Source organism: Microbulbifer sp. CNSA002, from assembly GCF_047324085.1.
Classification (GTDB): Bacteria; Pseudomonadota; Gammaproteobacteria; order Pseudomonadales; family Cellvibrionaceae; genus Microbulbifer.
Genome location: NZ_CP172449.1, coordinates 1,838,951 through 1,862,363, shown reverse-complemented (window position 1 = coordinate 1,862,363; position 23,413 = coordinate 1,838,951). Strand labels below are relative to the sequence as shown.

20 protein-coding genes are annotated in these 23,413 nt (G+C 49.4%); 5 read left to right on the top strand and 15 right to left on the bottom strand.

Annotation, left to right across the window (positions count from 1 at the left end):
• Positions 1-142: 142 nt before the first annotated feature.
• From ACG1BZ_RS08335 to ACG1BZ_RS08325, 3 genes are read right to left on the bottom strand one after another with little or no spacing between them, the layout of a single operon-like run.
• Positions 143-3,250, bottom strand: a complete 3,108-nt coding sequence (locus ACG1BZ_RS08335; RefSeq protein ID WP_413665193.1) for an efflux RND transporter permease subunit — start codon at positions 3,248-3,250, stop codon at positions 143-145.
• Between the two features lie 43 nt (positions 3,251-3,293).
• Positions 3,294-4,358, bottom strand: a complete 1,065-nt coding sequence (locus tag ACG1BZ_RS08330; RefSeq protein WP_413665192.1) for an efflux RND transporter periplasmic adaptor subunit — start codon at positions 4,356-4,358, stop codon at positions 3,294-3,296.
• 38 nt (positions 4,359-4,396) lie between these two features.
• Positions 4,397-4,924, bottom strand: coding sequence for a TetR/AcrR family transcriptional regulator (locus tag ACG1BZ_RS08325; protein ID WP_282933409.1), 528 nt, complete (start codon positions 4,922-4,924; stop codon positions 4,397-4,399).
• A 152-nt stretch (positions 4,925-5,076) separates the two neighbouring features.
• On the opposite strand from ACG1BZ_RS08325, the gene ACG1BZ_RS08320 reads away from it, so the two are divergent.
• The gene (locus ACG1BZ_RS08320) at positions 5,077-5,466 is read left to right on the top strand and encodes a YchJ family protein (RefSeq protein ID WP_282933410.1); all 390 of its coding nucleotides are present in this window, start codon (positions 5,077-5,079) and stop codon (positions 5,464-5,466) included.
• A 21-nt stretch (positions 5,467-5,487) separates the two neighbouring features.
• Here the strand turns inward: ACG1BZ_RS08320 and ACG1BZ_RS08315 are convergent, their stop codons facing one another.
• Positions 5,488-5,676 carry a hypothetical protein gene (locus ACG1BZ_RS08315; protein WP_413665191.1) on the bottom strand — a complete coding sequence of 63 codons (189 nt, stop codon included), beginning with the start codon at positions 5,674-5,676 and terminating at the stop codon, positions 5,488-5,490.
• A 79-nt stretch (positions 5,677-5,755) separates the two neighbouring features.
• Positions 5,756-6,964 (bottom strand): RtcB family protein, encoded by a 1,209-nt coding sequence (locus tag ACG1BZ_RS08310; RefSeq protein WP_413665190.1) that lies wholly within the window; start codon positions 6,962-6,964, stop codon positions 5,756-5,758.
• A 390-nt stretch (positions 6,965-7,354) separates the two neighbouring features.
• On the opposite strand from ACG1BZ_RS08310, the gene ACG1BZ_RS08305 reads away from it, so the two are divergent.
• Entirely contained in the window at positions 7,355-8,125 is a 771-nt protein-coding gene (locus ACG1BZ_RS08305; protein WP_413665189.1) for a pseudouridine synthase, read from the top strand.
• 38 nt (positions 8,126-8,163) lie between these two features.
• Here ACG1BZ_RS08305 and ACG1BZ_RS08300 read toward each other — a convergent pair whose 3' ends face one another.
• The 7 genes from ACG1BZ_RS08300 to ACG1BZ_RS08270 all read right to left on the bottom strand — a co-directional run bounded on the left by ACG1BZ_RS08300 (position 8,164) and on the right by ACG1BZ_RS08270 (position 16,618).
• The gene (locus ACG1BZ_RS08300) at positions 8,164-9,057 is read right to left on the bottom strand and encodes a polysaccharide lyase (protein ID WP_413665188.1); all 894 of its coding nucleotides are present in this window, start codon (positions 9,055-9,057) and stop codon (positions 8,164-8,166) included.
• 658 nt (positions 9,058-9,715) lie between these two features.
• Entirely contained in the window at positions 9,716-10,978 is a 1,263-nt protein-coding gene (locus ACG1BZ_RS08295) for a patatin-like phospholipase family protein (protein ID WP_282933415.1), read from the bottom strand.
• 159 nt (positions 10,979-11,137) lie between these two features.
• Complete coding sequence (locus ACG1BZ_RS08290) at positions 11,138-12,151, bottom strand: YhdH/YhfP family quinone oxidoreductase (protein WP_413665187.1); 1,014 nt, start codon at positions 12,149-12,151, stop codon at positions 11,138-11,140.
• A 40-nt stretch (positions 12,152-12,191) separates the two neighbouring features.
• The gene (gene sohB / locus ACG1BZ_RS08285) at positions 12,192-13,337 is read right to left on the bottom strand and encodes a protease SohB (RefSeq protein WP_413665186.1); all 1,146 of its coding nucleotides are present in this window, start codon (positions 13,335-13,337) and stop codon (positions 12,192-12,194) included.
• A gap of 48 nt (positions 13,338-13,385) precedes the next feature.
• Complete coding sequence (locus ACG1BZ_RS08280) at positions 13,386-14,036, bottom strand: cation/multidrug efflux pump (protein ID WP_413665185.1); 651 nt, start codon at positions 14,034-14,036, stop codon at positions 13,386-13,388.
• Between the two features lie 45 nt (positions 14,037-14,081).
• Positions 14,082-14,897: an NAD(+) diphosphatase gene (gene nudC, locus ACG1BZ_RS08275; RefSeq protein WP_413665184.1), complete on the bottom strand. Its 816-nt coding sequence runs from the start codon at positions 14,895-14,897 to the stop codon at positions 14,082-14,084.
• Positions 14,898-14,911: 14 nt separating this feature from the next.
• Complete coding sequence (locus ACG1BZ_RS08270) at positions 14,912-16,618, bottom strand: hypothetical protein (RefSeq protein WP_413665183.1); 1,707 nt, start codon at positions 16,616-16,618, stop codon at positions 14,912-14,914.
• Between the two features lie 381 nt (positions 16,619-16,999).
• Here ACG1BZ_RS08270 and nhaB point away from each other — a divergent pair, with 381 nt between their 5' ends.
• Positions 17,000-18,535, top strand: a complete 1,536-nt coding sequence (nhaB, locus tag ACG1BZ_RS08265; RefSeq protein WP_413665856.1) for a sodium/proton antiporter NhaB — start codon at positions 17,000-17,002, stop codon at positions 18,533-18,535.
• Positions 18,536-18,651: 116 nt separating this feature from the next.
• Here the strand turns inward: nhaB and dnaQ are convergent, their stop codons facing one another.
• From dnaQ to ACG1BZ_RS08250, 3 genes are read right to left on the bottom strand one after another with little or no spacing between them, the layout of a single operon-like run.
• Positions 18,652-19,377, bottom strand: a complete 726-nt coding sequence (gene dnaQ / locus ACG1BZ_RS08260; RefSeq protein ID WP_413665182.1) for a DNA polymerase III subunit epsilon — start codon at positions 19,375-19,377, stop codon at positions 18,652-18,654.
• A 14-nt stretch (positions 19,378-19,391) separates the two neighbouring features.
• A complete protein-coding gene (gene rnhA, locus ACG1BZ_RS08255; protein ID WP_413665181.1) occupies positions 19,392-19,829 on the bottom strand; it encodes a ribonuclease HI in 438 nt (145 codons plus the stop codon).
• Between the two features lie 42 nt (positions 19,830-19,871).
• On the bottom strand, positions 19,872-20,660 hold the full coding sequence (locus tag ACG1BZ_RS08250) for a class I SAM-dependent methyltransferase (protein WP_413665180.1): 789 nt from the start codon (positions 20,658-20,660) through the stop codon (positions 19,872-19,874).
• A 157-nt stretch (positions 20,661-20,817) separates the two neighbouring features.
• Here ACG1BZ_RS08250 and gloB point away from each other — a divergent pair, with 157 nt between their 5' ends.
• Both gloB and ACG1BZ_RS08240 read left to right on the top strand, forming a co-directional pair.
• Complete coding sequence (gene gloB, locus ACG1BZ_RS08245) at positions 20,818-21,597, top strand: hydroxyacylglutathione hydrolase (protein WP_413665179.1); 780 nt, start codon at positions 20,818-20,820, stop codon at positions 21,595-21,597.
• A 196-nt stretch (positions 21,598-21,793) separates the two neighbouring features.
• Positions 21,794-23,356 (top strand): LysM peptidoglycan-binding domain-containing protein, encoded by a 1,563-nt coding sequence (locus tag ACG1BZ_RS08240; RefSeq protein WP_413665178.1) that lies wholly within the window; start codon positions 21,794-21,796, stop codon positions 23,354-23,356.
• Positions 23,357-23,413 lie beyond the last annotated feature (57 nt).

Below are 23,413 nucleotides of genomic sequence, written 5' to 3'. Positions count from 1 at the left end.
TATATTTCAATGGAAAGCTCCCTATCAGAAAACAACCCTATAATTAGTGGATAAAAAACGAAGACAAAAAAAATCCCGTACCAAGCGAATAGTAACTTGGCACGGGACTCTTAGATTAGCCCCAAATTAGGGCTAGCATGTTTTAAACGGATACAGGTTCGCTAATAACCGACTCTTTGCGTTTCTCTTTGGTTTCAGGTTCCCCACCGATTACTTCGTTGGGTCTCACTTTGTGGAATACCGCGTAGAACACAGGGATTGCAATCAGTGTCAACACCGTAGCAAATCCAAGCCCACCCATAATTGTCACCGCCATATCCGCAAAGAAAGCGTCGAATAGAAGCGGGGACATTCCCAAAATAGTAGTGACAGCGGCAAGGAAAACCGGACGCAAACGGCTAACGCTGGCCCGCTGGATAGCTGTCAATCTCGGTAGGCCCGCGTGGGTCTGAACCTCAATCTCATCCACCAATACCACGGCATTTTTAATCAACATACCAGACAAGCTGAGGACACCGAGAAGAGACATAAATCCAAATGGTAATCCCGTCGCCAACAATCCGACAACAACACCGACGAGACACATAGGTACAACCAGCCAGATGATCACCGGCTCACGAACAGTACCGAACAGCAGTATCGACACCAGGATCATAATCAGGAAGCCCAAGGGTAAACCTTTACCTAACGACTTCTGTGCATCGGTAGAACTTTCGTACTCACCACCGAATTCAACCTTGAAGCCTGGTGGCAACTTCATCTCTTCAACCCAGGGACGTATGCGACCAAAGGCTGCCATTGCCGTAACACCTTCAGGCGCATCCGCACTGATGGTAATAGTCGGTACCCTGTTGCGTCTTTGGATCAATCCTTCATCAGCGGTTAACTCGAAATCAGTAATCAACTGTCCTGCCGGAATATAACCCTGCTCATTGGGGCTCCATACCAAGCGGTCTTCCAGTGAACCCACCTGATTGCGATCTCCCTCTGGCATACGGGCAACAATAGGGATAATACGGTCACCGCTTTCAAAGTCGCCAACGGTGTAACCCGCAGTGGCAAACTGAATCATACGACTGACATCAGCATTGGTAACCCCGGCAACTCGCGCCCGCTCATCATCCAGATGTGCGTGCAGAGTAGGCTCTCTGCTGCGCCAGTTGTGACGAATATCTTCCAGTTCTTTTTCACGGAACTGCTGTTCTACACTGACCGCCAAGGTACGCAGTGTCTGGTAATCCGGACCTGAAATACGCACTTCAACATCCGATCCGCCACCGGGACCAAACACCAGGCGTTTGAAAGTAATCAATGCTTCCGGCTGCGCTACACGCAACTTCGCCTTGGCACTCTCTATCAACTGGGGGATTTGCTCCCGGTTTTCAGTGCGAACAATCAACTGGCCATAAGACGCATTGGGTGGCTCGGGAGCATAGGTCAGCATAAAGCGATCGGCCCCGCGACCAGCTACCGCCGTTACGGAGACAACTTCATCCTGTTCCTGGAAGAATGCAGTCGCTTCCTGAAGCGCCTTATCAGTACGATTAATATCACTGCCCTGAGGCATGAAGTAGTTAACATAAAAAAGAGGAGCATTTGAATTTGGGAAGAACCCCTGCTTCACAAACCCGAAAGCAAAGTAGCTGGCCAGGGTCACCACAATAAGTACTGCAATGGTTAGGCCCCTGCGCTTCAACGCTCCTGATAAAGCACCGGAATACATGTTGTAGAAGCGGCCATCGTACGGATCATCCGAGTCGGCTTGCTTACCCGGCTTAAACAGGTGATAACCCAAGTAAGGGGTAATAGTAATTGCCAGTATCCAGCTGAGTAGCAGGGAGATACCAATTACCGCAAACAGGGAGAAAAGGAATTCACCAGTAGCATCATCGGACAGACCGATACCGGAGAAGGCCATAATACCGATAATGGTCGCACCCAGCAGTGGCCAGAAAGTCTGGCGGACTACGCGCCTGGCAGCACTCTTAGGCTCTTCTTTTCTCTGAACCCCCATCAGCATCCCTTCGGCAACCACGATGGCATTATCAACCAACATACCCATGGCGATAATCAGGGCACCGAGAGAGATCCGCTGTAAATTCAAACCAAACAGGTTCATGATTAACACGGTGCCCAAAACGGTCAAACCGAGGACAGTGCCAACCACAACGCCGGAACGCCAGCCCATAAATACACAAAGTACTAGAGTAACGATCACGACAGAAGAAACCAGGTTAAAGAGGAAACCGTCAACACTCTCCTCTACTACCTGATGCTGCTCGTAAATAGGATGGATTTCTACACCCAGGGGCAATGCCTGCTTAATCTGCTCCAGCCTGGCCTCTACCGCCTTGCCAACGTTCACGATATTGGTATTTTCCGCACCGGCCACACCCAGCAGAATGGCCTGCTTACCATCAAATCGGGCAATAAAGCTTGGGCTTTCATCGTAACCGAGAGAAATATCGGCGATATCACGAACGGCCAGCATCGCGGTAGAACCGGGCACGCCGACGAGAATATTACGAATGGATTCCAGGTCACTCGCAGGATTATCAACCAGTATGCGGGTACGTAAATCCTGACCTCCAATCTCGCCAACTTTCTGGGTCGAACTTTCAGATTGCAGTACCTGCGCTAAGTCATCCAGGGAAAAACCAAACTGGGCCAGGCGGGATTCATCAATATCCAGGTAAGCCACTTCGTCGATAATGCCTGAGCGGGAAACCTTGGCAACCCCCTCAACTCCCAGTAACTCCCGGCGAATCGCTTTGGTAATTTCACGCATTTCAGTCAGCGAAAACCCTTCTCCGGTAATCGCATAATAAATACCGTAAACCTCACCAAAGTCATCATTCACAATGGAGGGTAAAGCACCGCTGGGCAGGTCACTTTGAGCATCATTAACCTTGCGCCGCAATTCATCCCAAACCTGGGCAAGTTCCTGCGAGGCATACTGATCTTTGATTTCCACCCGAATTTCAGACATTCCCGGACTTGAGGTGGAAGAGACCTTGTCCAGCTGTCCCATTTGTTGGATGGCCACCTCAAGCTTTTCGGTGACCTCCTCTTCTACACGCTGGGCGCTGGCGCCTGGGTAGAAGGTGTAAACACGGGCTTCCTTGATCGTAAACGCAGGATCTTCGAGGCGGCCAATATCTGAAAGTCCCCAAAGACCACCGATTAAGCAAATCAGCATCAACAGCCAGCTATAAACTGGCTTTTCTATAAATATGTCAGAAATCTTCACAACATTTTCCCTACTGTTAACAGGGCCAGAGCTAACACACTAATTAGTGCTGTGCGTAATTGCGTACTTTTGCACCGTCATAAAGGTGCTGGCCGCCGGTAGCAACCAGTTTCATAGCCGGGCTAATGCCATCTTTAATCTGAACCGACTCACCATCAGTACGCCCGAGGGTCACGGAAGCTTTGGAAACAGACTGGTCTGCATTAATTTGCCAAACATAGGGCTTACCTTCCGGGCCAGTCTGCACTGCTGAAAGGGGAACCCACAGGTCACCACTCGCTTTATTCAACTTCACACTAACGCGAGCGGTCATGCCGGGAAGGATCTGTACATTTTCGGGGCGGGGCATTCCAAACTCGACAACGTAAGTCTGGGTAACGCTGTCTGCCTCAGCCTGGTGCTCACGGTAAGTAAGTGGGAACTCCTTGCCCGGCAAAAATTCAAATTCGGCGGTCATGGAGTTGACTTGCTCTTCATTAACCGTGGCCAACAGCTTTTCAGGCACGGAGATTTGAATTCGAACTTCAGAAATATTCTGCAAACGGACAATTGCCTGGCCGGCCTGGACGTTGGTGTAATTCTCTACCAGCTGGCGAGTTGCCAAAGCATCGAAAGGAACCCTTAGCTGTGTATAAGCCAGGTCCTGCTCAGCACGTTCCAGGGTCACTTTAGCCAAGTCAAAGTTACTTTTCGTTTCATCCAGCTGCTGCTGTGAAATAACTTTTGACCCTGCCAGAGAGCGCTGACGATTGAGGGTTTTTTCCAGCAACTCTACATTTAATCGGGCTTCTTTTACCCTGCGCAGGTAATCCCGCTGATCAAGCTCTGCTATCAGGGTTCCCTTTGGAATAATTTCACCTTCGCGAATTGTGAGCTTGTCCAGCTTCCCACCGACCTGGAAAGATAGATCGACACTCTGCACTGCCTTAACACGACCGGCAAACTGTCGATCTTTGACCTGGTTATTACTGGCAACGGTAGCTACTTTCACGGGCCAGACGTGCTCTGCCTGCGCCTGCTCCGTCTTCGATTCGGAGCATCCTGCCAGAACTGCAACTGCTGCGATCAAAACGGCCAATGAGAAACGCGATCTTGGCGATATATTCATATTCATCATCCACAAACTGTATTAACTGGGGCTGACCTTTAGTTCAGGTCGGCAGAGAGCGCCAGCAGACGTCCCTGTAAACGTTCAATAATCGGGTCTTCAGACTCAACCACACCGAGTACGCGACCCAGGAACATGCCCTGGGCCGCCAGGATTAGCAGTTCCGCCATTTCCGGGTCACGATACGCATCGCAGATATCGCGACGCTGCTGCTCCTCTTTGTCTTTTACCGGTCCCAGCAACATGGGGTCTTCGGCCACGGCGGCGATCAGTGAGCGAGGCAGCCCCTTGTCGTCCTCCATCAATTCAAAAATGCTCTTCAAGCGCGACACCAACAAGCTGTCCCCCGAGGACACAAAAGTGGCAACACTGTCATCTTCACGAGCTATTGCCGCCTCCAGCATCGCCTTCAGGAGTGACTGCTTAGTTCGAAAATGATGAATCAAACCGCCCTTGCTGAGCCCGCACTGTGCAGCCACCGCATCCAGGGTCAACTTGCGCGCCCCGCGATCCCGGACTACTTCTTCTGCTGCTCGAACAATGGCAGCTTTGTCGACTCTCGACACATGACCTCCTGGGCACCATCAATCAAAACCAACCGGTTGGTCGGTATCTTAGCGGCAACATTTCAAAGGTCAAGCTATGCTACGCTCCCTCACCAGAAAACATGGTTAAAAAGTGTTACGAGAGCGTTAAGTTCACGCTGGAGAGATGATTTATGACGGATCGGTACTGCCCCTGTGGATCGGGCAAGCCCCTTGATACCTGCTGCGGACTCTATTTGTCGGGAAAGGCTTACCCCAATAATGCAGAAGCGGTTATGCGCAGTCGCTATACGGCCTTTGCAACCGGAAATTTTCGGTACCTGAAAAAAACCTGGCATCCCGACACCTGCCCAGAACTGCAAGCTGAGGATATTGAAACCCAGTGGACACAATTGGAAGTTATTAAGAGTAAGGCGGGACTAAAAAAATCGATTGTGGAATTTAAGGCTTGGTATACAGAAAATGACCAAGAACACCTGATTCACGAAATTTCACTATTTAAGTTATTTAAGAAGCGCTGGGTATATTTGGAAGCTCTACCCAACTGGCCTGATGGGAAATAGGCTAGCAGAAAACACGGCTAGCTAAAGAGGCGATATCAAAGAAAAAATAGCAGCAAAAGCCTGGGGGCGGGAGTCGCACTCCCGCACCTCTTTACGTAGCTTCTGCTTGCTAGCGAAACGCCCCGAAGATTTTGCCTTTACGTGGGCACCGCCCTTTCTCATTAGCGGATTACGCGCAACATAACTACGAATTTTTTCTTTCTTTTTCATAAAACTTCACCTTTTACTTTTAGTAGATCCACTCTTCCAAATATCTTCTCACTCAAAACTTGTATTGATACCTCCATATTTACCCCTTGATACAAATTACCTGGCGTAGCGTGTGCACCACTTCCACAAGATCGGACTGGTTCTCCATCACCTGGTCAATATCCTTATAAGCAGCAGGAATCTCATCCAGAACGCCCTTATCTTTACGGCATTGCACACCTCGGGTCTGATCTTCCAAGTCCTTTCTGGTAAAACGCTGGCGAGCCGCTGTACGACTCATTTTTCGACCAGCTCCGTGTGCACAGGAATAAAAAGATTCCTTATTGCCAAGCCCACGCACGATAAATGACTTAGCCCCCATAGAGCCGGGAATAATTCCCAACTGATTTCTCTGAGCACTAATAGCCCCTTTGCGAGTCACGAATACATCTCTATCAAAATGGCGCTCGCGAACAACATAATTGTGGTGGCAGTTAATTGCCTCTGTGGTCAAAGTAAACTTTGGCAAGCTTACCTTCAGGCATCCAAGCACAAGCTTCATCATTTCCTGCCTGTTCCAGCGCGCATATTCCTGCGCCCAATTAACCGCCTCAATATAATCGTCAAAATTCTGGCAGCCTTCTGAGAAATAGGCCAGATCCTTATCCGGAAGATTGTGCATATGCCCAACCATATCCCGTCGGGCCAACTGGATAAAATGCTGACCAATAGCATTGCCAATCCCTCGACTCCCTGAATGCAACATCACCCAGACAGCACCACTCTCATCAATACAAACTTCGATAAAGTGATTGCCACCCCCTAATGTACCCATTTGGGTCACCCAGGTTTTTTGTGGCTGATGCAGCTTCTTCAGTAGCCCTGGATGCTTTGAAAACAATCTATCCACACCGGGAGCTAAAAGTTTGCAGGCAGATTCCCTGGCGCTGATCAGTTTATGTCGTCCCTGACCAACCGGCACTTTCACCTCAATGGCGTCCCGCAGTGCTTTCAGATTGTCTGGCAGCTGATGGGCTTGTAGCGAAGTTCGCACCGCATTCATTCCACAACCAATATCCACCCCAACGGCAGCAGGAATTATCGCACTTACCGTTGGGATCACCGATCCTACCGTTGCCCCCTTTCCCAAATGCACATCCGGCATAGCAGCAACATGGGAGTGCACAATAGGAAGCTGGGCAATATTCTTTAACTGCTGCATTGCCTTGGGCTCGATATCATCGGTATAGATTTTTACCGGTACCGTGCCAGGCGGTGCATTTCGATTCAACACTGTTTTTACAGGCATATTTTATCCCTGGATTAATCCACTTAACTGAAACGGCAATCCAAGCTAAAACAAAAAAGCCCCGGCATTTGCCAGGGCTTTTGGAAGGTCTGGCTTGGAAAGCAATATCACTTTCCAAGCTCAAGCACGTGAAAAGTGATTAAACAAATAAACTCTTGATATCTACATTTCGCATTTCACGGCTCCTTAGTGGTGCGATCCACTTCAAAAATACTGCCAATTAGAATGCCAACCTTGAAACTAGATCAGCAATGGAATTTAGGTGCAGTTTATTCTCATTTGGTACCATGTCAAGCCTGTTTTTTGCCTATCGATAAAAATTCTACCCTGAATTCACTAACCAACTTTTACTTTTCAACATAGCTTGAGGGCTCGCTATGCCATAAAATCGTGCTACCGAAATTACAGTCCAGTCGCCACGCCCCCAAAATGACCACTCAAGAACCTACCATTCTCTTTGAAGACGACTACTTACTTGCCGCTTATAAACCAGAGGGGTGGCTTGTTCACAGATCAGAAATAGACCGCCATGAAAAGCGTGTACTTTTGCAATATTTGAGGGACCTATGTGGCAGCTTTCTTTATCCAGTACATCGACTGGATAAGCCTACCTCCGGTGTTATTATTTTTGCGAAAAGCAGCGAGATTGCTGCGCAGGTACAGCAGCAGCTGGAAAGTGATTTATCATCAAAAAAATATATTGCTGTATGTAGAGGGTATAGCCCGGAAGAAGGTGTCATTGACTATGCCCTCCCCCCCGTTGCCGACTTCAAACACCAGAGGAAGCGACCTAAAACGGATCTGCCACGTCAGCAAGCTGTTACACTGTACCGACGCTTGGAGACTATTGAGTTACCTTATGAGGTTGACCGCTACCCGACCAGCCGGTATTCCCTAGTAGAAATCCAATTGAAAACAGGGCGGCGCCATCAAATAAGAAGGCATTTCAAGCATATCCACCACCCTCTAATTGGCTGCCCGAAATATGGAAAGTCAACCCATAATCGTTTCTTTGCCAATAGGCTCGAGTGCTCTCGACTGCTTTTGCATGCATCTGAACTTAAGCTTGAACATCCGGTGAGCGGTTCTCAGCTGAAAATACAATGCGAAATACAGGGAAATTTCTTGCAATTAATTCAGCGATTTAAATGGAAACTTTAATTTATAAAGCGTCCAAGTTACTCAGAAGCCCTCAAGCCTTACATAGTGCATGGGGCGACCTGCCCAGGATAGGAGCACAATGGCGCTGAATTAATAATTTCCGATGTGCAGCAGGCTGAGCTTCCACCATTTAATTGGCCGCATCCGGGGCCGCCACAGGCCCCACACGAGCTGGAACAGCAAGCTCCCGACCCATTGTATATTCCAGCTTTCTCATTTTCGCATACAGCCCCCTTAAGGCCATATATCTTTCTCCCTTGCTTCACTGAAATATTGTCAAAGTAGGCATAGACTTTTTTGGAGGGTGACCACAAAGCTGAACTACCGCCATGAAAAGTACTGAACTGAAATTTATCAATAGCTACCCTATCACTACCAGTCAGCCGCAACCCTTGTTCCTCTACAATTTTTTTTCCATTTATAAACAGCTCGATATATCCGTCAGCATTATTTGCACTGCTATTTAATTGCACAAACAACTCAATCCGATACCAGGTATCCCGCTCAAATCTAAAGCTGTCATTCCCTTGATACCCATCTCCACACCGAGCGACTCTATCCTGATGATAGGTATAGAGCCCAACCCTACCCTCCGCACCAAACTTAACCCGCACACTCCAACTCTTCGGATCAATAGGTACGCATCCTGAAGCCTGTCCCCCACCAGCAAGGCCGTGTAGCTTACCTCCCTTAACAAATTCGAAGTTCCGATGAAACTTCACATCGTAAGCGAGAGTTGCCGATGAAACAGATTTGGCTAACTGGGTTGATGTACTAATTCTCTCCGAACCCTTCTCATAAGGAATATACTGAGCTTCCAGTGCATGCCCATTACCGGGCATTGGAATTAAATTTAAATGCTGATCATCAAACGTAGCCAGTGGCTGCAAATCAAAAGTTCTTCGCAACAAGGTAATATCGGTATATTTCATGTAGGGGATCCCGACCCGATATCTACCAGAATTTGAAATTGCACTGAATCTGCCTTGATTTGATGAAAACCCATATACATAGATCTTCTTTCTTACAAATTTTTTCATTTCCTCATAATTCAAATAGAACTTGAATCCATGGGGAACGCCCTGAGTATCACATATATTGGCAATTCCTTTTGACGACGCCTGATCAGCTCTGGAAATTTTTAATGGAAACCCGCTTCTACTATCGCTACCTAGATAAAGACCAACAGAAACTGACTTGAATACTCCTTTCTGACAAGCCCACCCAGAAACAACCAAGCCTCCCCCCAAATATTCAACCCGATCAACCCTACCGATCATCTGGGCGAAATCCTGATTACCTGTACTAAATGAAAAAAGAGTCACGAGTAAAAACACAGAAAACATCTTGAATAATACCCGACAGCATTGACATCACTATTAAATATAGAAGCTACTTGTTCGGATGAGTGAGGGCGCACATAGCCCGAGAAAATCATAAGAAAGCGCAAACTAAATGCTAAAGGCTTCCTCCGCCTTGGCGGAATAATAATGGATTCAAGGGCGTTTAACGCCCTTTAGAAACTTGAAGAAAAAATATTCACTAAGATGAAAGGCGCTAGTCACGCCAATGAGGGGAGAGAAACTAAGGTCAGTGTTCAGAATTACCGTGAGAAGCCTCTTCTTGAGATTTACTGCGAATCCCAAAGAGCCCCTTGCGCTCAGTTTTACCTTCCGGCTCCGGCTGTAGAAAACTGCGCAATTTATCTTTTTCCCACATGGCATCCTGATAGCCGAGATCGATAAGTTCTTCGATATATGGCCTTTCAAATAATAAATAACTGGCTGCAGAAACACCGCCACCGGGATTGGTCGCACCCGTTGAGCGGAATAACCAGCGTAGCGCCGAGGGAAGGTGACCAAGTTTTCTGCCACTAAGACGCCCTAAACTCTGCGAGGGCTCAATAACAACCGACTCTACCGAACGCAACAATTTCAAATCGGAATGATCTGTTGGATCCACATAGTCAAGTAACATATTTACTCGATCCAGATGCTCCAAGTCTGCCTCCAAGCTATCGATAAATGCGGCATTGAATAACTGAGCAGCTATTTGCGCCATCGAAGGGGACTCCATCTGCGCAGGACTGTTGCGACTCCCCCAATGGGCTGGAGAACGGTTGTCCGACACACCCACCACAAAGACACGCTTGGCACCGAGATGCAGTGCGGGACTAATCGGGGCCATCAGACGAATGGCACCATCGCAAAAATAAACCCCATCCAATTTGACCGCCGGGAAAATGGCAGGAATTGCTGCTGATGCCAATAGGTGGTCCGAGGTTAATTGAGTGGGCACTCCAAAGCGACGAAACCGCTGCCATCCTTTAACATTCTCCGCTCCCTGAAAAAAGCTGACGGACTGCCCTTCACTATAAGAAAGCGCATTAACACTTGTGGCATGCAAATGCCCAGCCGAAATATTTTTTTGAATATTGTCAAAGTTTATCTCGCGCTCAACCAAGCTGCGCAGCGGACTGTTATCCAGGAGTGCCAAAGGTTTTTGTCTACCCACACCTTGGTTCAAGAGCGAACGACTGATAGAAAACAGATTTCCAAGCAAACTACGCCAACTGGTGCGATAAACCTGCTCAACACTAAGCTGCAACCAAACTGAGCACATTCTGTCGACAGCTTCTTTAAAGGTACCTGTATGAGAGGCGAGAAGCATCGCGTTCATAGCTCCTGCAGAGGTGCCGCAGATTATTTGAAAGGGCCGAGGATTATCTTCTGGAACCAGTTCCGCAAGCGCCCTTAAAACGCCCGCTTGATAGGCGGCACGCGCACCTCCCCCAGAGAGAACCAGAGCGTTACGCTGGCCAGGTTTGTTACTTTCACTGTTACTTGTCGACAAAGTTTTCTTCCAATACAACAAGCCCGCAAACAACAGAGTCCGCTTAAAGGCTATTGAGAAAAAAGCCCATATACAACTCAGATTCAGAGTTGTCGGGGATATTTGGTAAGATAAATAGAATCTTTTAAGTGTACTTATTATTCTAAATCGATAGATCTATTAGAGAGCCATATCTACAACGTAACGACCTATTCCATGCCCTCTATTTAAGCGCGCAAGAAACTCTGGAGCCTGATCAAGGCTAATATTCTCCGCAATACTGTCGAGCTTATCGCCGATATACCACTCACTGCCCAACCGCTTCCATACTTCTGCCTTCTTTTCTATTGGCAAAACAGCGCTATCCACACCCAACAAACTAATACCGCGCAAGATAAATGGAAATACATTGGCGTGAAATTGAGCACCTGAAGCCATACCACAAGCAGCCACTCCGCCGCCGTAGCGCAGGGATTTAATGACATTAAAAAGCGTTTCCCCCCCCACAGTATCTACAGCCCAAGCCCACAATGGCTTGGCCATCGCCTTATTGGCAAAAGGGGCCAGTGTATCCCGGTCGAGAACCTTCCATGCACCCAATCTCGCCAAATAATCAGCAGACTCCAACTTTCCCGTCACTGCTGCGACACGAAAGCCTAGCTTCGCCAGCAAGGCGACGGCAACAGAGCCGACGCCCCCGGTTGAACCTGTTACCAGAATCTCTCCATCCTCAGGAGATGCACCGGACTCCAGGAGTTTTTCAACACAAAGCGCGGCGGTAAAACCAGCCGTACCCAGTGCCATAGACTCCCAAGCTGTTAGGCCCTCGGGGACTGGCAAGGCCCATTGCGGAGGAACGGCAATACGCTCTGCAAGTCCACCAGAAGTATTCATGCCCAAATCGTAGCCATTGACCAATAATTCGGCACCCGGTTGAAACGTCTTGCTCCGATCGAACAGCACTTTGCCCACCGCATCAATACCCGGGGTATGGGGGTAAGTATTAGTAATCCCACGATTGCCAAACGCAGATAAAGAATCTTTGAAATTCAAGGATGAATAACTTACGGCCAACAGCAACGGGTTATCGGGAAGCTCAGAAAGTTGACGCTCAACAACAGACTGGTCAAACTTTCCCGAAGCTACTTCGGCAACCTGAATTGCCCGAAATTTTTCATCCCTATCTATTTCCATGGGGTATATCCCGCAACACTATCAACCTGTAACGTTACAACTATTGAGCCTGATGACGCAGAGCTGCCAGCCGTGAAAAGAGACGAGTGACCGCCGATTCCACACCGGCTTCTGCCGCCAGCCCTATTTTCTTAGCAATATTTTTCCGCTCTTTGAATTCCACCTGATATAAGTCGCAGTCCTTAGCACAACTGGTCAAGTATTCATCTGATGTTTTCAGCTCATCGACCAGTCCCAAGGATAGGGCTTTTTGCCCGAACCAAACCTCGCCCGTGGCAACTTTGTCGACGTCGAGTTTTTGACGGTACTCCCCGACAAAGTGCTGAAACAGAATATGGATCTCATCTAAATCCTCTTGGAACTTCTGTTTACCTTCCTCAGTATTTTCACCAAACATGGTTACAGTGCGCTTGTACTGGCCCGCAGTAAACAGTTCGTAATCGATATCATTGCGCTTCAGCAGGCGGTTAAAATTCGGCATCTGAGCTAAAACACCAATAGAGCCCAACATCGCAAAGGGTGCTGCCAGGATACGATCTGCAACACAGGCCATCATGTAGCCCCCGCTGGCAGCCACTTTATCGACAGCAATAGTCAAATGGATACCTGCACTACGAATCCTGGTTAACTGGCTGGCGGCCAAGCCATAGTTCGCCACCATGCCCCCAGGGCTTTCAAGACAAAGGAGAACTTCATCTCCGGACTCTGCCACTTGAAGAATGGCCGTCACCTCTTCACGCAAATGGGAAAGAGCACTCGCTTTGATATCCCCATTAAATTGCATAACAAAGACACGCTTGCGCTCGGAGACCAACTCCCCTTTTATACCCTTAGACTCACGCTCTCCTTCCTCTTTAGCAACGTCGGAAGAAGTAGCAGCACTTTTTTCAGGCTGCTTTTTGCTCTCAGCTTTATGTTTTTTAGCTAGGGCTTTTTCCTGAGTTTTCTTCTCTTTCGCCATTTGCTTTTTACGACGGGCGAATTCGTGCTTATCCATCACAGCTTCAAGCAGTGTTTCTTTAAACTGCTCATAGCGATCATTCAAATGTGTAACTGTGATATGACCCTGAACACGCTCTTTCAGCTGCTCTCGATTTGCAAAAATAAAACCTATCAACACCATTAAGGCCACGACAACCGTAACAATTTTGGCTAGAAAAAGGCCGTATTCAATTAAAAATTCCACTTAGACTCCATTTTCCGTCTTAACTAATTTTTATTTAGCTTCAGTATTTTACTGCCAACCTTCCAGGGCGGAAGTTGCTCGCTGATTAAGGGGGCGAGCCAACAAACCGCTGTGGCTAATACGCACCTCGTAAACCGCACCGTCCTCCATAGGTAGAAATGTGGCACTGCCATATACCGCATCAACAAAGGGCAACTTGCGATCAACACCGCGTACAAACTGCCAGACATCCACGCCATAGTTCGCCCCCTCTATTTCGTGGACAGAACGCTCGCGAGCTCGCTCATCCTGTAGCGTGAGATAGCGACCACTCAACCTGTCCAGACGATAAGCGGGCTTAATTCCCCAGCGGGCTAATGGACCCTGCCACTTGAGCATTCGGGCATCCAACTGCCACTGATCCCCAAGCAATTCAAACTTTTGCGCTATACCATCCGCATCAGAAAACTTGACTTCAAATTGCTGCTCGGCAATTTTTCGAAACGAAACAATGCCAACACTGTGCTCTTCAGCCAGATTTCTATAGCTGTAAACATCTGCAGCAATCAGAACAATCCAAAGGGCAGTTGCAAAAAGAAAAAGACCGGCGGAACCACGTATAAACCCCAGGAACCAATTTCCCGATAACAGGACTCGCGCGCCCCAAAACACAAACAACAACGCCAGGATGGCAATAATAAAGGTAATCGCTATATACATTATGATTTCTACTCCCTGATACTGCGCAACATCTTTAAACCAAGCTTACGGGCGGTTCTTCGCTGCAGCCTTTTCGACAAAAGTGTGGATCAAGCGGCCGGACAGGGTTTGTATGGGCGGTATAGCTGGCAATGAACTGTAGTGGAACCAGTTTGCCTCTTCTATCTCATTGGGGTCCAAGCACAATCCCCCACCTTGCCACTCCGCCAAATACCCGATCATCAACTGCCCGGGAAAAGGCCAGGATTGGCTCCCCACATACTCCAGGGCACCCACTTTGAGCCCCACTTCCTCATAGACTTCACGCACCAGCGCTTGCTCTGCACTCTCACCGGGCTCTATAAACCCAGCGAGGGCCGTATAAGTTGCATTTCCACGCGAGGCATGACGAGCCAAGAGACACTCATCTCCCCGGGTAACAAGCATAATTACACAGGGGGAGATTCTGGGGTAGACAGTGAGATCACAAGCCGGGCAGGTGCGAGCGCGATCATTAGAGTGATAGATGGTAGGAGTGCCACAACGACCGCAAAATCGATGTTGGCTATCCCAATGGGAAATCTGTAGCGCCCGCCCAGCCAATGCAAACATCGGCTCCTCAACCAAAGTCAGCAGGCTGCGCAGGTTTCGCCATTCATAGCCGGCAATTTCAATCTGACGAGACAAAACGTGGACACCACACGCCCGCCCACTTAGCTCTCCCAGATAGTGGCTGGATTGAACAGCCTCCGCTACCAATACCTGGGCGTCATGGAGGAAAAAATCTCCTCGGCAGAGAATCAGCCCATCAGCAATCAGGATATGCTGGGAAAATTCCGGGACTGCCCACACATTACCTGCTGGGACAAACTTATCTACCAAGGAGACCTCCTTAATTATGCGGCCTCAACGGGATAACCCAGAGCAGTCAAGCTTTCGATAGCGAGACTGAGGGATTGAATATCTGCTTGCCTATGCAGCTTTACCTCTCCCAGATAGTACTCAAGGCTGATAATCGCATCGGCAAAAATATGCAAAGATTGCTCTACTTCAGGACCGGCATCATGACGGTCGATAACAGTTTCAACAAAGTTCAGCAAACCTTCAACTACGGCCGCCGCTCTACTTAAGTTGAGAACGATCAAGCCTCCGCGCACTGAGTTCAAAGTAGTGGAAACATTGCGAATATGGCCATGATCAAAGTCGGACTCTGCATAGGCCGCCAGCGCTCTCTTAATCAACGCCAAACCGGCTTCTGCCTCTTTAAGTACAGCCACTTCCGCTTCTGCCAACTGGCTGTGCTCAAAGGCAATATCCGCATGACCGTATTCATCCAGATCAATAGAAGTACTCTGCTTGAGCGCTCTTACCGTGCTATCGACCATCAACACCTGGCCTGTCAGTTTCTGCAGTGCGCTGTCCGCTATGGAACCACCCGCGCCGGAGGCACTCTGGTATTCCGCAACTGCGCTGCGCAGGCTCTCTCCAACCCGCTTGAAGTTGAGCATCTGCAAGGTACCGGCCACTCTCTGTAGAGAAGAAGCGAGGCCATCTTCTGCATCCAAGGTAGTAGTACCAATTAACTCAGCGTCATCCAACATCCGGCGCACACCGGACAACTCTTCCTCTAAGGCGTTAGCAACTGCGGTAATTGCCGTGGCGCCGGGGCCTCCAAGGGTGGCCCGCTCCCGCTCTAATTCTTCTTCGCTGTAATCAAGAGCCTCTGCGGAGAAGGCTTCCAGCAACTTGCCACCAAAACCCTCGGGCTTGGAAAGAGTCAGCCAATAGAGGCACTCTTTCAGCAAAATCGGTGGCGCAGGCTGATCTAAAGCTGTATCACACTCTTTTTGCAAAGCTCGTAGCCAGCGATCAAACATACTGAAAACCATCACTCGGGATCGGCTGATGCGCATTTCCTGGGAGGCCATGCCTGCAAGTGCCGCCCCTGCTACCACCCATAAACGCCCGTTTGGGCGCCCCATGGTGATGCTTGCGATTCTCTCAAGGGCGCGAGACATCATCGTGTACGCTGGGCCCCGAGGTTTACCTCGCAACAGAGCCAACAAACCAACCTGGTACATATGGCGGAATCGGCGAACAAAACTATTCAAGTCTTCCGACATTACCGCAGAAGCCCCGGCACCAGGCACAGCCCCCTCCAAATTACAACGGAAAAAATGACTTTCCGGCACAGGGGGCTGAGACCGGGCCGCACGCAAATTATTGATATAGGGAATCAGCAATTCTGGACGGGCAATGGCACGACTTTGGACAAAATCCAAGTAGCGTCCCATTACGTAAAAACCTGTACCCAGCGCTTCCATCAATTCTTCTGAGGCGCTCTGTCTCTCCTCCAACACCTCTGTAAGCGCTTTGATTTTCTCTTGGGCGAGGAGCTCAGCTGCCTGGAGCTGCACCATCTGCAATACTCCACTGACCTGCCTGAGTGCAGCCAAACTCTGTTCGAGAGCCTGCTTTTGGGAAGTATCCGCGGCAAATTTATCCAAGTGTGAGGCGGCATTATCGATGGTAGCTACCAGCTCATCCTTCACTACATTGACAGAAGTGATATTGATCTTGCGCAATTCAGTCTTTGGCTGCACCGCTGCATTCTTCCTATAATCGAACAAAAAACAACCAGATCCGGATGATTCTGGCCTCATTAAGGGCAATTTACCCCAATAAATAAAAGAGTCCACCTTTCGCCAAACAATTTCCACCGAATAATCGACAAATAACCTAGCGGCGGGGCTGAAGCCCCTAAATTACTTGAATTTTCCAGAAAACCCAGTAGCGTTTGCTACTTTCAAGTTTAAAGCTGTACGTTTTTTTGTGTTAAAGAACAAAAACCAATCAATCTGTGCACAATAAACCCGGGGAAGCACGCAGCGATAATTGAGCTCAGGTATCTATTTCGCATACACCGCCAATTCCCAAAGATTCCATTTTGACCCACACCAATGGGTTAACCAAGGAAGTAAATGATGAACACTTACAACAACACCATTGCGGCATCCGGCGGCGGATTTGGTCGCGCCTTTGCCGAAAATTTTCTCGGCGAAGCGCCTGATTGGTACAAATTGACCATAGCCGCCTTTTTGCTTCTCAACCCATTAATACTGTATGTATCGGGGCCTTTTGTAACAGGCTGGGTCCTTATTGGTGAATTCATTTTTACCCTGGCGATGGCCCTGAAGTGTTACCCTCTTCAACCCGGCGGACTACTCGCAATTGAAGCCGTATTGATGGGTATGACAAGCACCGATGCCGTCTACCACGAGGTAGTTGAGAATATCGAAGTTATTCTGCTGCTAATGTTTATGGTGGCCGGCATTTACTTCATGAAGAGCCTGCTTCTATTTGTATTCACTAAAATTTTGATTAATGTGAATTCAAAATCTCTGCTGTCACTACTTTTCTGTGCTGTATCTGCAGTACTGTCAGCATTCTTAGATGCCTTGACCGTAACTGCTGTTCTGATTGCGGTTGCCGTAGGCTTTTACTCAGTCTATCACCGGGTCGCCTCCCAGCAGCCACACCACCACAACGACCATGACCACTCCAACGATGAGCATGTCGTGGAGTATCACCGCGAAGACTTGGATCAGTTTCGAGCCTACCTTCGCAGCCTGATCATGCATGGCGCCGTAGGCACTGCTCTCGGTGGTGTTTGCACCTTGGTTGGAGAACCGCAAAACCTGCTGATCGCTGAGAAAGCCGGGTGGGAATTTGTACAGTTTTTCCTGCAGATGGCCCCAGTGACCATTCCAACATTCTTTGCCGGCCTAGCTACTTGTTTCTTTTTGGAGAAAATTAAAATGTTTGGCTATGGAGCCCAGCTCCCTAGCGCCGTACGTGAGGTACTGGTTAATTTTTCCAAAGAGGAAGAAAAGAAGCGCACCTCGGCGCAAGTTGCCGAGCTGTGGATTCAGGGCGTTGTCGCTGTGGTTCTGGTTTTTGCCCTGGCATTTCATGTTGCCGAAGTCGGTATCATTGGCCTGATGATTATCGTACTTCTGACCTCGTTTAACGGCGTTGTTCAAGAAGCTAGAATCGGCCACGCGTTTGAAGAGGCACTGCCATTTACTGCACTGCTCGTGGTTTTCTTTGCAATTGTTGCAGTGATTCACCAGCAGCACCTATTCGAGCCTGTAACCAACTTCGTCCTCGCACAAAAGCCCGAACAGCAGCCAGGATTGCTATTCATGGCAAACGGTATTTTATCGATGATTAGCGACAATGTTTTTGTGGCAACGGTTTATATTAACGAAGTTAAGGCTGCCCTCACCGCAGGTGACATTACCCGAGAACATTTTGACAAGCTGGCCATTGCCATCAATACCGGAACCAACCTACCCAGCGTTGCCACTCCCAATGGACAAGCTGCATTTTTGTTCCTGCTGACATCGGCCCTGGCACCTCTCATACGCCTATCTTATGGCCGCATGGTGATCATGGCTCTGCCCTACACCATCGTACTGAGTATTGTTGCTTTGATTTGCGTGGTCTACGCGATCTAAAGAGAACCTGTATAAGAGACTATCTGGATGGGTGGGGATTGATAATTCCCACCCACTCAGAAAAAGAAAAGCGCAATGAACATCAAGATTAAAGAGAACACCTCTTCATTGATGTGCTACCAGAAGTGTTTACCCGCTGATTTCTCCAGCAATCCTAGCATCGATTGATGCGCTTCAGCTTCCTGTGGCGTAGCACGCGCTACTAGCAGGGGCGCGCGATCTGCCGATAGGCGACGGATGGCTTCACCCGCCACATCATTTTCCGCCTTCTTACCTTCCTCCCCTTCCGAGGAATCACCCTGTGCCAACACCAAATCGGTTTGGCCACCGGTCATCATCAGGTAGACGTCAGCAAGAATCTCCGCATCCAGTAATGCGCCGTGCAAATCCCGCTGGGAGTTATCGACAAAGTAGCGCTTACAAAGGGCGTCCAGATTGTTTTTCTGCCCGGGGTGCTTTTCCCGGGCCATTGTCAGGGTATCCAAAACCCCACAATGCGCATTGACATTGCGCCAGCGCGGATTACCCAGCAGCCTCAGCTCAGTATCAATAAAACCGACATCGAAGGGCGCGTTGTGAATAACCAGCTCTGCACCTTCACAGAAGGTCATAAATTCATCGGCGATCTGAGCGAATACGGGTTTGTCCGCCAGGAATTCATTAGTAATTCCATGGACCTCAATAGCCCCATCTTCCACTTGTCTCTGCGGGTTGATGTACTGGTGATAGTGACGGCCAGTCAACTTTCGGTTAACCAGCTCTACGCAACCAATTTCAATAATACGATGGCCGCTTTTGGGATCGAGACCTGTTGTCTCTGTATCGAGAACCACTTGACGCATATGCAATATTCCCCTCAGGACTCCAGCTCATCGACGCCGCGATTTGCCAACTGATCGGCCCGCTCATTGCCCGGGTGGCCGGCATGACCTTTAACCCAGTGCCACTCCACATCATGCTGGGAGACGCTCTCATCCAACTGCCGCCATAGGTCTGCATTTTTGACAGGCTTCTTACTCGCTGTCTTCCAACCATTCTTTTTCCAGTTGTTAATCCAGCCGGTAATTCCCTGGCGCAGGTACTGTGAGTCAGTATGTAAATCAACTTTGCACGGCTGTTTAAGAGCCTCCAAAGCTTTGATTGCAGCTAACAATTCCATACGATTATTGGTGGTATGCGCCTCCCCACCAAACAATTCTTTCTCCCGCTCACCGTACACCAACAGAGCACCCCAACCGCCGGGACCAGGATTACCGCGACAAGCGCCATCTGTATAGATAGTAATTTGTTTCAAAACTTACGCCAAAATTAGATATGGGGCCGATTTTCAGCGAAATCAGCGCTTTTGATGCTTCCCGCGTGCTGCAACGCGAGGGCTCGACGGGGTGGCAACCAAAGCGGGCTTTCTCTCGGCCCGCCAATTGATTTTAATAGTGCGAACACGTGCCACTTCTTTGCGGGCGACTATGATGTAAAAGCCCCCCCATGGCAAGTGCAAGCGGGAGCCAAGGCGCTCCATCCAAGCCGTCTTGGATAGCAATTCCTTTTGCTGCAATGGCAAGCGGAAGAAGCCGCGATCTACCCTCTCAGCCTGCAAGTCCAACAGGTTCATCCAGTCGGCAATTCGAGCAGCACGCAGTTGATTTCCGCGCTGGTAAGCCCCCCTGGAAAACAGCAGGCGGGACAAGCCGAGCAAGGAAAACGGGTTAAACCCGATTAGCAGCATATGACCACCGGGTATCAAAACCCTGGCCGCCTCTCTCAATACTTGGTGGGGGTGACTGGAAAAGTCCAAAAGGTGATGCAGCAGTACTACATCGATTGAATCGGCGGGGAGGGGCAGTTGCTCGAACTCTACTATCGCAGCCCCGCCCTGCTCAGAAGTTGCCCCCAATCGAAAACGATGATTGATGCGGCTGGAGGCGCCAAAGTCAACGGACTGGGTCACACTGGCCTGTAAAAAGTGATAACCGAAAAAGCCTTCCACTAAGGGTTGGGCCAACGCCAGCTGTTGCGAGAGGATCTCCTCTCCCAGCGAACTGGAAAACCAATGGGATAGCGCTGGGCAGACCTTACCAAGAGGGGATTGCTCCTCATCATTACCAGGCCTGCTCTTTCCGGTCATTATATCTCCTTTGATCAATCTAACAGCTATTCAATTCTACACTCGGGCGATGTTTCCAGGGCCTTACTCTAAGTAAACCAGTCCTCGGGTAACAATTCACACCGTCTCACGCCTTCCATGATATTGTTCTGCTATTCAGCGAAAAGACGATCCGAATATGCTATCCATCACGCCAATCCCCGCCTTTAATGACAACTATATCTGGCACCTGCAAAAAGATGGTCAGCACTGGGTAGTCGACCCTGGTGATGCTCTGCCAGTAGAAAAGGCCCTAGAGGGGACCAGGCTCAGCGGCATTCTTATTACTCATCACCACTATGACCATACCGGTGGCATCGAAACGCTTTGCCACCAGTACCAGTGCCCTGTCTATGGCCCCGAGCACATACCTGGTGTCACTCACCCCATTGCCGGTGGAGATTCCTTACAGGTCCTTGGCATGCCCTTCCAGGTACACGCTGTTCCGGGGCACACTCTAGACCACTTAGCTTTGGTTTTGAATGAAACCACAGCAGCAGGCGGTGAACAATTACACCTTTTTTGTGGTGACACTCTTTTTTCCGCTGGCTGCGGCAGGTTGTTCGAAGGCACTCCAGAGCAGATGTACCATTCTCTGCAAAAGCTCAGTAAATTACCCGCCGCAACTTTTGTTTATCCTGCACACGAGTACACACTCGCCAACCTGAAGTTTGCCCAAGCGGTAGAGCCTAACAATCAAGCCATTGAGGCAAGGGTTGCTCAGTGCAAAGCCTTGAGAGTAGAAAACAAGCCAACTTTGCCTTCAACTATCGCCCTTGAGCTAGACACCAACCCATTTCTTCGCTGTCAGTATCCGGAAGTTAGGCAGACAGCTATCAATTCGAGACCGGAGTTAAATGACGGAAGCGATAACGTAGATATTTTTGCGAGCTTGCGCGGCTGGAAGGACAACTTCTAAACGCCCAACTTCACCTAAACTCCTCTCACGCTGGGTGATAAACTAGCAATTCGCATACTTTTTAACCGTCAATATTGACCGAAACTAATTTGCCTAATTAGAATCGAAAGTAATTGACCAAATGCCTGGCGCTTTACCAATAATTGTTCTGAAATGCGTCAGGATGAATTACAAGAAAGACTCGCGGATATCACACATGGTTCACAAGAATTTTGCCGTAGCATTACTAGCCGCTACGGTAGGGGCCTGCTCGCAATTACCGGAACAGGCCTCTGCGCCTGAAACTGAAAATATCCCTGCAGAGGAAACCTCTGTCGCGAGTGACCGAGCTGTTAAAAAACACGAACCCTCTGAAGCGGTCCCTCCCCCCGTAGACATCTGGGCAAGACTTCGTCAGGGGTTCGCCCTGGATCACCACACCAGCGACCCCAAGGTTAAGGAATATATTGCTTACTTCGCCCGCAACGAGGGCTATATGGCTCGGGTAACGGAGCGCTCTCATCGCTATATTTTCCATGTTGCAGAACAGCTGGAACAGGCAAATCTCCCACTTGAATTAGCGCTGCTCCCCATTGTCGAGAGTGCATACGACCCCTTCGCCTACTCCCACGCCCGGGCTTCCGGTATGTGGCAGTTTATCCCGGCCACCGGGCGCTCTTTCGGGCTCGAGCAAAACTGGTGGTATGACGGACGCCGCGATGTCCATGAATCCACCCAGGCTGCGGCAAAGTACTTCAACTACCTACACGATCGCTTTGATGGGGACTGGGAGCTGGCACTCGCTGCTTACAACGCCGGTGAGGGAACGGTTCGCAGAGCCGTAGAGCGCAATCGTCGCAACGGGCTTGGCACCAGTTATTGGGATCTCAAACTGCCGCGGGAAACCAAGCGCTATGTACCCCAGCTGCTGGCTCTGGCGGAGGTTATATCCCGCCCGGACCATTACAAAATCCCACTGCATGATGTCTCCAACGAGCCCTACTACGCCCGTGTCGATGTAGGCAGTCAGATCGATCTGGCCCAGGCTGCGGAACTTGCAGAAATTGAGATTGAAGAGCTCTACCTACTGAACCCAGGCTATAACCGCTGGGCAACCGACCCCAACGGAAACCACCAACTACTGATTCCAATAGAGACCCAGGAAAAGTTTGAGAGCGCCCTGGCACAACTTCCCAAGGAAGAGAGGGTAAGCTGGCAGCGCTACACCATTGCCCGAGGCGATACCCTTTCCACTATCGCTCGCCGCTACCAGACCACCGTCGGAGCGATACGCGAGACAAACAAACTGCGCAGCAATAATATTCGCGCCGGTAAAACACTGTTAATCCCCAGCGCATCAGGCCCCGCGGGACAGTATGCCTACGCACTCGATCAGCGAGTTAAACGCAAGCAGTCTTCTGGCAAGGGCCAGAAAGTTAATTACACTGTACGCCCTGGCGACAGCCTTTGGGGGATTTCACGCAAGCTGGATGTGACCGTAAAGCAACTGGCCAGCTGGAACAGCATGGCACCGGGAGACACCCTGCGCCCTGGACGCACCCTGGTGGCTTACAACGGCTCCCCCGCAGTATCAGAGAACAACCGCACTACCCGCAAGGTTTCTTACCGGGTACGCAGCGGCGACTCTCTATATCGGATAGCCAATAAATTCAGTATCGAAATCGATGATATTCTCCGCTGGAATAAGATAAACAAGTCCAAGTATTTACAACCCGGACAGCGCTTAACCTTATTTGTGGATAGTGCCAGCAACACTTAAAGCGCACCCTACCCTACAGGGAGTTAGCCATAAAAAAACCCGGCAATTGCCGGGTTT

Bases quoted from the DNA above. Each gene is read 5' to 3' on its own strand.
- ACG1BZ_RS08330 (WP_413665192.1), bottom strand. From the start codon at position 4,358: ATGAATATATCGCCAAGATCGCGTTTCTCATTGGCCGTTTTGATCGCA.
- ACG1BZ_RS08320 (WP_282933410.1), top strand. From the start codon at position 5,077: ATGACGGATCGGTACTGCCCCTGTGGATCGGGCAAGCCCCTTGATACC.
- ACG1BZ_RS08315 (WP_413665191.1), bottom strand. From the start codon at position 5,676: ATGAAAAAGAAAGAAAAAATTCGTAGTTATGTTGCGCGTAATCCGCTA.
- ACG1BZ_RS08310 (WP_413665190.1), bottom strand. From the start codon at position 6,964: ATGCCTGTAAAAACAGTGTTGAATCGAAATGCACCGCCTGGCACGGTA.
- ACG1BZ_RS08300 (WP_413665188.1), bottom strand. From the start codon at position 9,057: ATGAAATATACCGATATTACCTTGTTGCGAAGAACTTTTGATTTGCAG.
- ACG1BZ_RS08290 (WP_413665187.1), bottom strand. From the start codon at position 12,151: ATGGAAATAGATAGGGATGAAAAATTTCGGGCAATTCAGGTTGCCGAA.
- ACG1BZ_RS08280 (WP_413665185.1), bottom strand. From the start codon at position 14,036: ATGTATATAGCGATTACCTTTATTATTGCCATCCTGGCGTTGTTGTTT.
- nhaB (WP_413665856.1), top strand. From the start codon at position 17,000: ATGAACACTTACAACAACACCATTGCGGCATCCGGCGGCGGATTTGGT.
- dnaQ (WP_413665182.1), bottom strand. From the start codon at position 19,377: ATGCGTCAAGTGGTTCTCGATACAGAGACAACAGGTCTCGATCCCAAA.
- ACG1BZ_RS08250 (WP_413665180.1), bottom strand. From the start codon at position 20,660: ATGACCGGAAAGAGCAGGCCTGGTAATGATGAGGAGCAATCCCCTCTT.
- gloB (WP_413665179.1), top strand. From the start codon at position 20,818: ATGCTATCCATCACGCCAATCCCCGCCTTTAATGACAACTATATCTGG.
- ACG1BZ_RS08240 (WP_413665178.1), top strand. From the start codon at position 21,794: ATGGTTCACAAGAATTTTGCCGTAGCATTACTAGCCGCTACGGTAGGG.